We start from the raw sequence: 9,630 nt of genomic DNA, 5'->3' as shown, positions 1-9,630 counted from the left end.
ATCTAGAGAAAGAGGGGAAGCTAGATCGTGCGCTCGAATATTTGCCAGATGATGAAACCTTGTCTGAGCGAAACCTACGTCGGCCACCGGCCTAACGGCGCCTAGAGATTTCGGTGTTGGTAGCCTACGGTAAAATGGTCCTAAAAGAGCAACTGGTGTTGATGATGTGACTCAGGATGTCCATTTTGGGCAGTTACTCCCTCATTACTTCCCTAAAGAGTTACAACGTCACTATCGGGACGAAATGGAGTCACATCCGCTGCGTGGTGAAATTATTGCTACCGCACTGGCGAACCAAATGTCGAATGACATGGGGTTTAACTTTATCACCCGTATGCAAGACGAGACCGGCGCCAGTATAAGTGACATTGCTAAATCTTACGCCATTGCCAGAGATGTGTTTGGCTTTGAAGCGTTATTTGACGACGTCCGCGCGCTCGACAATCATGTGACTGCCACAGTGCAGTATGACATTTTGTACCGTTGTCGTCGGATGTTACGCCGCGCGACCCGTTGGATGTTGCGGAACAAACGCAAAGGAGAAAGCATTGCTGCCCAGGTCGGCTTTTATCGTCCAGCGTTGCAAAACTTGGTTGAGCACTTAGATCAGTATTTGGTTGAAAGTGAAATTAAAGAGCATGATCAACAAGCGGATGCATTACGACAGATAGGCGTACCTGATGTGCTTGCGAATAAAGTCTGTCGCCTGACGAGCGTGTTCTCGGGATTGGATCTCGCCCAAGTGTCAGAACAGCTCGACAAGCCATTCGAGCTGGTGGCGCGCTTGTACTATGTAATGGGCGATCGTCTGTCACTGCATTGGTTCTTGAAGCAAATCAATAACCAACCGGTTGATAATCACTGGCAAGCGCTGGCTCGGGCATCGTTCCGTGAAGATCTTGACTGGCAACAACGCATGTTGACCGCAAGCATTGTCTCAGAGATGGATCCACAACACGATGCAGAAACAGGACTGGCGCAGTGGATGGATGATCATGCTGTCATCTTGGGCCGTTGGCAAAGTATCGTCGATGAGTTTAAAGTCGGCTCTGTGCATGAATTTGCCAAGTTCTCCGTCGCGCTGCGTGAATTGTCGTTACTAAATTTAAATTGAATTAACGCGCCAATAACGCAATAATCTAGCCCCGTTTATTACGGGGCTTTTGTATTAGGAGGGATAATGCTATACCGCCTCGCCAGACCGGCTATCTTTCAGCTCGATCCAGAAAAAGCACACGACTCAACCATCAAGACGCTCTCCCGTTACCATCACACACCACTTCGCTTTCTTTACTCTCAGCATCTTCCTCCTCGCCCCGTCACCGTTATGGGACTGCATTTTACCAATCCGGTTGGCTTAGCCGCAGGGTTAGATAAAAATGGCGAGTGTATAGAAGCGTTTGGCGCCATGGGGTTTGGCTTCGTCGAAGTGGGAACGGTAACGCCACGCGCCCAATCAGGTAACGACAAACCGCGCCTCTTTCGTCTTAAAGCGGCGGAGGGCATTATTAACCGAATGGGGTTTAATAATCACGGCGTAGAGGCGCTGGTTGAAAACGTAAAACGGGCGAAAAATTTCGCGGGCGTACTCGGTATCAATATCGGAAAAAACAAAGACACACCCATTGAGCAGGGCACTGATGACTACATCGCCTGTATGCAAAAAGTGTATCCGCATGCCGATTATATTGCGGTGAACATTTCGTCACCAAACACACCTGGGTTACGCAGTTTGCAATATGGCGACACCTTTGACGAACTGCTCAGTGCGTTAAAAAAGGAACAAGCGCAATTAGCCGAAACACACGGTAAATATGTCCCCCTTACGGTGAAGATTGCACCTGACTTAAGTTGTGATGAGATCCAACACGTCGCTGATAGTTTAGTTCGTCACAACATTGATGGCGTGATTGCGACCAATACGACGTTAGAGCGTTCGCTGGTGGACGGGATGCCACACTACCGTGAAGCCGGTGGGTTAAGTGGTCGGCCAGTACAGCTGAAAAGTACGGAAGTAATTCGTCAACTTCATCGCGCACTCAATGGTGCAATGCCGATCATTGGTGTTGGCGGTATTGACTCAGTGACAGCGGCACGTGAGAAGTTGGAAGCCGGAGCCGATTTAGTGCAACTCTATTCAGGGCTCATTTATCAAGGTCCAGGCTTAGTGAAGAAAATCGTTCGTCATATTTAATTTAAAAAATAAAGTCTTAAGGCGAAAAGGGGGAGGGTTTCCTTCCCCTTTTTTTTGCCCTCAACCCATTACACTTCAGTCAATGGCAGTCTTGGTATCGCCAGACCCCCAGTTTTTGAGTCTTCGCGGGAGCTGAAGTATGTTAAAACCTAATAATGCATGGAGATGGTATTTCGATGATGCATCGACATCACTGATGCTTGACTTGGGTCATGACATGGTTTTTCGCGTGGCGATCAATGCCAAACATCTCATCCCTGATGCGTTTCTCGACCATCCCCATTTTCAGTTGAGGACGCATCGCTTTTTCAGTGCCTGACAGACCCTCTGTCACGGCTTGCACTTTCCGGCCCTCGCCAGGCCGAGCTCGCTTTGAACGCAGTGGCAGCCCATCGCTTCCACAAACCTGTTTTACCGAAAAGTTGGTTTTTTGAGACGCAACAAGAAACGATCGCCGCTCCTGAGTGGGGGCAGATCGTCGAGCTCACAAGCCAAACAGGAGACAGGGCGCCATTTATTATTATAGAAAACGCCGGTTCAGCCTCGCTATGCATGCTCGCTCGCGAAGCCGATTTTGAACTGAGCGCAAATAAAACCATGGCGTTTTGTGGTGCGATTAAAGTAATGAACGACCGGCTATCGCAACCTAAACATCAAACAGATAGCCAAAAAGGTCGCTTTGCGTTAGTGGGCTGAGCGGCTTTCACTCAGCCCACGCTTTCTTTTATCCAACTTGCCCCTACGATTTCGCTTCGCCAACCCCCTTCTTTTCGCATTTAATGTTTCTTATACCAAACAGGTGAGCATAAAACCTGTGATCTCTATTCACGTTTGAGTAAAAAACACGCGCCAATAATGGCTGAAATGGGCCACTTTGGTCGACTTTTTACACGCTCTAACGGCAATCTATTACCGCTTTTTTCCTGTTTTACGGCTAACATTCTTTCTCAAACTGTCTTCTGGTATAGACCAGTTTTTGGCGTACACTAACGATGCCTGAAGAGAAATAATCAAACATCATGTTATTTACTAATGCCCAATAAATAACTTCTAGACGCAAAGTGAATGCTTACATATTGTTTTTTATCCTCGCGAACCAGGAACAAATAAGGCTGCATCAGGTCGCGTTTCCATCAGGAAACATGGAAAGAGAAATGAATGATGATAGTGATTCCTGTGGGAAATAATAGGTGCGGTATTTTTGATTCTATATGGAAACAGTAAGACGGCGATTAATTCACCATTCAACGGAGATTGTTTCTCCTTGGGTCAACGAGACGGACCAGATTGATGTATAATCGGCGCCATTATGACAACCACGCCCAGAGGGTGTAGAGACTCAATGAAACACTATCTCGCTATAACCGCTCGAGGTCTCGAGCATTTGTTGGCTCAGGAGCTTGAACAACTTGGCGCATCCAGCCTTAAGCAAGTCCATGCCGGTGTTAAATTTAAAGCCGACGACGCCACGCTTTATCAATGCTGTCTATGGAGTCGAATTGCCTCCCGGTTTGTGCTGGTGCTGGGTGAGTTCGCGGTGCGCGATGATATGGACTTATACCTTGGCGCAACGGCAATTAATTGGCCGGACCATTTCCATTCTAGCCAGCGGATAGCTGTCGACTTTAATGGTACCAATCGAGAAATTCGCAATAGCCAATATGGTGCCTTGAAAGTCAAAGACGCGATTGTCGATAAATTCGAAAAGGCCAATCTGCCACGGCCAAGTATTGACCGTGAGCAACCTGACTTGCGTATTCACATGCGTCTATCGAAAGATCAAGGCGTGCTCGGTATTGATATGGTTGGCAGTGGTTTACACCAAAGGGGTTATCGTACCCAAGCTGGAGCAGCCCCCTTACGTGAAACCCATGCGGCGGCGTTGGTGCTACGCAGTGGTTGGCAAAGCGGACAACCCATGATGGATATCATGTGTGGTTCAGGGACGCTTTTGATTGAAGGGGCGATGATTGCTGCTAACGTCGCGCCTGGGCTCAAGCGTCAACGCTGGGGCTTTGAATCACTGCTCGGCTTTGATGCTGAGGTATTTAAATCAGTCAAAGCAGACGCGAGCGTTAAAGCCAAACGCGGCGTAAGCCAATGCCAAACGCGTTTTTATGGGACAGATAATGATGCGCGCATGATTGAGACGGCCCGAGCGAACGCTCGACGAGCAGGTGTCGCGGATTTGATCGAATTTGATGTGGCTGACGCAACTCAGGTTATCCCGCCAGAAGACTTCACAGGCGGACATATTATATCTAACCCGCCTTATGGTGAACGCTTGGGTACTACGCCTGGATTGATTGCGTTGTACACGCAGCTGGGTGATCATCTTAAGCACGCTTTTTCGGGGAATACCGTATCTTTATATTCTGGTTCGGACGAGCTGCTTAGTTGTCTGCGAATGCGTGCCGATGACAAGTTTACACTACGCAATGGGGCCCTTGATTGTGTGATGAAAACCTATGCCATTACCGCACGTGGCGTGAAGGAGGCAGGAGACGCGGCCCCGACAGTCGATGTAGCCCCTGATTTTGCCAATCGACTCCGTAAAAATATGGCCAAATTGGATAAATGGGCTAAAAAAGAGGCCATTGAGTGTTATCGACTCTATGATGCAGATTTACCCGATTACAAAGCGGCGATTGATCGTTATCGCGACTTTTTAGTGATCCAAGAATACGCGGCGCCAAAGACGATCGAGCCAGAAAAGGCACGTCGCCGGTTGCTTGATATGGTGCGAGCGGCCATCGCTGTCACGGGCGTCGATGCTAATAAAGTGGTTCTCAAAACGCGTGAGAAGCAAAAAGGGAATAATCAATACCAAAAGCTGGCAGGTGCCGCGCATACCATGACAGTGCAGGAATACGGTGTAACACTTGAGGTCAATCTTTATGATTACCTCGACACCGGCTTATTTCTGGATCATGCTACACGCGTCGCCTGATCGGCGAGAAAGCGGCTGGGAAAGATGTGCTAAACCTTTTTGCCTACACGGGAAGCGCGTCGGTGCACGCTGCGGTCGGTGGCGCGCGATCAACTATAACGGTAGATATGTCAAAAACGTATATTGCGTGGGCAGAACGCAATATGAAACTCAACGGGATGGTAGGGCGTCAGCATCAATTTGAACAGGCCGACTGTTTGAAGTGGATAGCGCAATCTGACAAGCAATTCGATCTGATTTTTGTCGATCCGCCAACTTTCTCTAACTCGAAGCGGATGCAGACAACCTTTGATGTCCAACGCGATCATATTGATGTATTACTGGCCCTAAAAGCCCGCTTACGTCCAGAAGGTGAAATTATTTTCTCTAACAACAAGCGTCACTTTAAAATGGACCTTGATCGTTTGGCTGACGCTGGCCTCAACGCAGAGAATATTAGCAAGCGCTCGATTCCAGAAGACTTTGCGCGTAACCCTCATATACACAATTGCTGGATTATTCGGCATCAGGACGTGGTGGCATGACACTCGTATTATTTAGTACAGAAGGGTGCCATCTGTGTGAGCAAGCCTGGTCTCTCTATCAATCACTCGGTTATCAAACGCCACTTGAAACTCAAGACATTGCCTTTAACGATACGCTGTTTGAGCGTTACGGTGTCACTATTCCTGTGATTGCAGTATGCAATCAAGCGGGAGCGGTGAGCGCAGAGTTAGGGTGGCCGTTTGATCATACACAACTACAAGCTTGGTTATCGCAACATGGCATTAATTAAAATTACCGCTGCGCAGTTAGCGTATGGCGACAATCCATTATTGGACAAAACAGACTTCATTCTTCAGCCCGGAGAACGTGTGTGTTTGGTTGGACGCAACGGCGCAGGCAAGTCTACCTTGATGAAGGTCATCGACGGACAAGTGCAGCTCGATGATGGCAGCATTCAGAGCCAATCTGAACTTAAAGTTTCACGACTTGAGCAAGATCCACCTCGAGATAGTCCGGGCTCTGTGTTCGACTATGTCGCAGAAGGGCTTGCGGAAGCGGGGGATAAGCTCAAGCAATACCATCAACTGATCGCCACGATCGAAACGGATCCAAGTGATCGCAACATCGCCGAGCTGGCCAAGGTACAAGAAGCGCTAGATCATGCCGATGCTTGGCGCTTTGACAACCAAATTATGGTGGTCCTTGGTGCCCTCGGTCTAGATGGCAATACGGCACTCAATGCCTTGTCAGGTGGCTGGCAGCGTAAAGCGGCATTAGCTCGTGCGTTGGTGTGTGAACCCGATGTCTTGCTCCTTGACGAGCCGACGAACCATCTCGATGTATCGACCATTCTTTGGCTAGAGCAATTTTTGAAAGACTTTCGAGGCGCGATTGTATTTATCTCACACGATCGCTCATTTATCGGTGCCATGGCGACGCGAATTGTCGATTTAGATCGCGGCAAGCTGACATCCTGGCCGGGTAACTATCAAGCATACCTTGATGGCAAAGAAGAGGCGCTACGGGTTGAAGCTGAGCAAAACGCCGAATTCGACAAAAAGCTGGCTCAAGAGGAATCATGGATTCGCCAAGGGATTAAAGCACGTCGTACTCGTAATGAGGGAAGAGTGCGGGAACTGAAAGCGTTACGCCAAGAGCGTGCTAACCGTGTAGAGTTACAAGGTAACGCAAACCTGCAACTAGACGATGCGACGCGTTCAGGCAAAATTGTATTTGAAGCTGAGAACGTCACCTTTACCTATCAAGATACGCCGTTAATTAAGCCATTGAGCTTCACGGTGATGCGTGGTGATCGCATCGCGCTTATCGGTCCTAATGGATGCGGAAAAAGTACACTGTTGAAACTGATGCTAGAGACACTAACGCCTGACAGTGGCACGTTACATGTTGGCACTAAGCTGGATGTGGCCTACTTTGACCAATACCGCGAAAAGCTTGATCCCGAAAAGACCGTGATTGATAACTTAGCAGGCGGGAAAACAGAAGTTGATGTCGGTGGGCGTAAGCGCCATGTGATGGGCTATCTGCAAGATTTCTTGTTCCATCCGCGACGTGCGCAAACCCCAGTAAAAGCGCTCTCTGGGGGAGAGAAAAATCGACTGCTGCTGGCCAAACTGTTCCTTAAACCCGCGAATCTGTTGGTGCTCGATGAGCCGACGAACGATCTGGATATTGAAACCTTAGAGTTACTAGAAGATTTACTCTCTCAGTTCCAGGGTACCTTATTGTTAGTCAGCCACGATCGACAGTTTGTCGATAATACCGTAACACACAGCTGGATATTTGAAGGGGATGGCTCGATCAATAAGTTTGTAGGTGGCTATCACGATGCGCAGCAACAACGTGAACAAAACCTCAAAGCGATCACGCAAAATGATAAGGCAGGGGCCGCATCGAACCGCAATGTTGATACGGAACAAAAGACGGCAAAACCGAAAAGCAAGCCGAAGAAGCTCTCGTATAAATTACAACGTGAGTTGGAGGGCTTGCCGGCGCAACTTGAAGCACTAGAAAGCGAAATTGAAACCTTACAATCGGAGATGAATGCTCCTGATTTCTTCTCGAAAAGTCAGGAAGTTACTCAGCCTAAACTGACTCGATTGGCAGAGGTCGAACACCAGCTTGAGCAAGCTTTTGAACGCTGGGAAGCGTTAGAGGCGATGCAACAAGAAAGCGAGTGACAGCGTCACTTCAAGGTGGGGATGACTCACAATTTGTCTTGTGCAGCTTCGATATTGCTTGATTAAAGAATCTTCATGATCGAAGCTGTAGTTGATGCTTCACAAAAACGTCATGGACGGGAGCATTCTTGCAAACAGCAAGTGCAGCATTGAACAAGATGGAATAAAGAGGGCGACCCTATGAAAAGACAGAAGCGAGATCGTTTGGAACGCGCGCAGTCAAAAGGCTTTCAAGCGGGGATAAACGGTCGATCGTCTGAGATATGTCCTTACCAACAAACTGATGCAAGAAGTCACTGGCTTGGCGGATGGCGCGAAGGCAGAACCAGCAAATCAGAGATGATGAAGTAGTCCATTTCGGTAATATGTTGGCCTTATCACTTGATAAGGCCTTTTAAACACCCCTTAATGCACTATAACTTTATAGTAATAGGGTAATTTGATGAATTACCTTCTAAGAGTAATATTTAACTTATCCCTTTCTAAAAGAAGTTAGGCTAACAACGGGTCATAGAAAAATAAAGCCGGTGAGAGGGCACCGGCTTTGTTGAGACGCTTAGAATGCAGACGTATCTTGGAAAAGACCGACTTTTAAGTCTTTAGCAACGTAAATCTCTTTATCATCGACAAAGACATGACCATCACCGACACCCATTACAAGTTTACGGTTAATCACACGCTTCATATGAATCTCATAACGAACGCGTTTAGCGGTCGGGAGGACTTGACCTGTAAATTTTACTTCGCCCACGCCGAGGGCTCGTCCTTTACCTTCACCGCCTATCCAGCCTAAGAAAAAGCCAACTAGCTGCCACATCGCATCTAAACCCAGACAGCCAGGCATGACAGGATCACCAGGGAAGTGACAGTCGAAAAACCACAGATCGGGGCTAATATCCAATTCTGCGATAATTATGCCTTTATCAAAGTCACCACCTTGATCCGTAATGTTGGTGATGCGGTCCATCATCAGCATGTTGGGTGCAGGAAGCTGTGGACGTCCTGGACCAAAAAGCTCACCTTGGCTCGATGCGAGTAAATCATCGCGATTATAAGAATTTTGGCGTTTCATTATATCTAAACTGCTCCTTATTCAATTGCGAGCAGTTTAGCGTACACGTGTACGCCAAACAACTCGGATCAGTACTGGCCAAACCAGTTTTTTACGCGTTTAAACAAACTGTTGCAGCTTTGTTTTTCATCAGTATGAAAATGATTTATTCGATTAGATATTTTTCTTAGTAATGTCTCTTCTTCTTCTCCTGAGAATGGGAGACCTGTCACAAGAGGCAGAGCCTGCTCGACATCATCAACCGCCCAAATATGAAATTGACCCGCTCTGATGGCTTCAACCACGTCATTGCGTAAACAAAGGGATGACAGGTTGGTTTTCGGCAACACCACACCTTGCTGGCCCGTGAGCCCTCGGTGCGCGCAAACTTGATAGTAACCCTCAATTTTCTCGTTGATTCCACCAACTGCCTGAACACGACCAAATTGATCAACCGCGCCTGTTATCGCAATAGCTTGATTGATCGGCTGTTGAGAAAGGGCACTCACAAATGCACAGAGTTCAGCCAGTGACGCACTGTCCCCATCTACCTCGCTGTAAGATTGTTCAAATACAATCGACGCAGAGTAAGGCAGGGGATCATCGAGGTTCAGGGCCACGCTCACAAAGGCTTGCATAATCATCATGCCTTTGGCGTGAATATTACCTGCTAATTCCGCTTTGCGCTCAACATCGGCAATATCACCATCACCAGAGTGCACCACACATGATATCCGAGCCGCTCTCC

The 9,630-nt window shown here is 48.0% G+C and carries 8 protein-coding genes and 2 pseudogenes; 8 read left to right on the top strand and 2 right to left on the bottom strand.

Annotation, left to right across the window (positions count from 1 at the left end):
- Positions 1 to 166 precede the first annotated feature (166 nt).
- The 8 genes and pseudogenes from DZ54_RS0115085 (at position 167) to rmf (ending at position 8,182) form a co-directional block, all read left to right on the top strand.
- Positions 167 to 1,114, top strand: coding sequence for an NAD-glutamate dehydrogenase domain-containing protein (locus DZ54_RS0115085; protein WP_240474039.1), 948 nt, complete (start codon positions 167 to 169; stop codon positions 1,112 to 1,114).
- 66 nt (positions 1,115 to 1,180) lie between these two features.
- Complete coding sequence (pyrD, locus tag DZ54_RS0115080) at positions 1,181 to 2,194, top strand: quinone-dependent dihydroorotate dehydrogenase (protein ID WP_025674965.1); 1,014 nt, start codon at positions 1,181 to 1,183, stop codon at positions 2,192 to 2,194.
- Positions 2,195 to 2,333: 139 nt separating this feature from the next.
- Positions 2,334 to 2,539: pseudogene (locus DZ54_RS27205) on the top strand (cell division protein ZapC); the annotation flags it as partial.
- Positions 2,540 to 2,575: 36 nt separating this feature from the next.
- The gene (locus tag DZ54_RS27200; RefSeq protein WP_338057071.1) at positions 2,576 to 2,890 is read left to right on the top strand and encodes a cell division protein ZapC domain-containing protein; all 315 of its coding nucleotides are present in this window, start codon (positions 2,576 to 2,578) and stop codon (positions 2,888 to 2,890) included.
- 646 nt (positions 2,891 to 3,536) lie between these two features.
- Positions 3,537 to 5,668, top strand: a pseudogene (gene rlmKL / locus DZ54_RS22280) (bifunctional 23S rRNA (guanine(2069)-N(7))-methyltransferase RlmK/23S rRNA (guanine(2445)-N(2))-methyltransferase RlmL).
- Positions 5,665 to 5,919, top strand: a complete 255-nt coding sequence (locus tag DZ54_RS0115065) for a glutaredoxin family protein (RefSeq protein ID WP_025674963.1) — start codon at positions 5,665 to 5,667, stop codon at positions 5,917 to 5,919. Before rlmKL ends, DZ54_RS0115065 begins: the two are co-directional and overlap by 4 nt.
- Positions 5,906 to 7,831 carry an ATP-binding cassette ATPase Uup gene (gene uup / locus DZ54_RS0115060; protein WP_025674962.1) on the top strand — a complete coding sequence of 642 codons (1,926 nt, stop codon included), beginning with the start codon at positions 5,906 to 5,908 and terminating at the stop codon, positions 7,829 to 7,831. Before DZ54_RS0115065 ends, uup begins: the two co-directional genes overlap by 14 nt.
- A gap of 180 nt (positions 7,832 to 8,011) precedes the next feature.
- Complete coding sequence (rmf, locus tag DZ54_RS24375) at positions 8,012 to 8,182, top strand: ribosome modulation factor (RefSeq protein ID WP_081721686.1); 171 nt, start codon at positions 8,012 to 8,014, stop codon at positions 8,180 to 8,182.
- Positions 8,183 to 8,387: 205 nt separating this feature from the next.
- On the opposite strand, the gene fabA is transcribed toward rmf, so the two are convergent.
- Together fabA and DZ54_RS0115050 are read right to left on the bottom strand one after the other, a co-directional pair.
- Positions 8,388 to 8,903 carry a bifunctional 3-hydroxydecanoyl-ACP dehydratase/trans-2-decenoyl-ACP isomerase gene (gene fabA / locus DZ54_RS0115055; protein ID WP_037354796.1) on the bottom strand — a complete coding sequence of 172 codons (516 nt, stop codon included), beginning with the start codon at positions 8,901 to 8,903 and terminating at the stop codon, positions 8,388 to 8,390.
- 68 nt (positions 8,904 to 8,971) lie between these two features.
- A partial coding sequence (locus DZ54_RS0115050) for a S16 family serine protease (protein WP_037354799.1) occupies positions 8,972 to 9,630 on the bottom strand: 659 nt, incomplete at its 5' end.

This window comes from Salinivibrio socompensis S35 (genome assembly GCF_000513715.1).
GTDB lineage: Bacteria > Pseudomonadota > Gammaproteobacteria > Enterobacterales > Vibrionaceae > Salinivibrio > Salinivibrio socompensis.
Note: the sequence above shows the minus strand (reverse complement) of the source record. Positions and strands in the feature narration are given on the sequence as shown.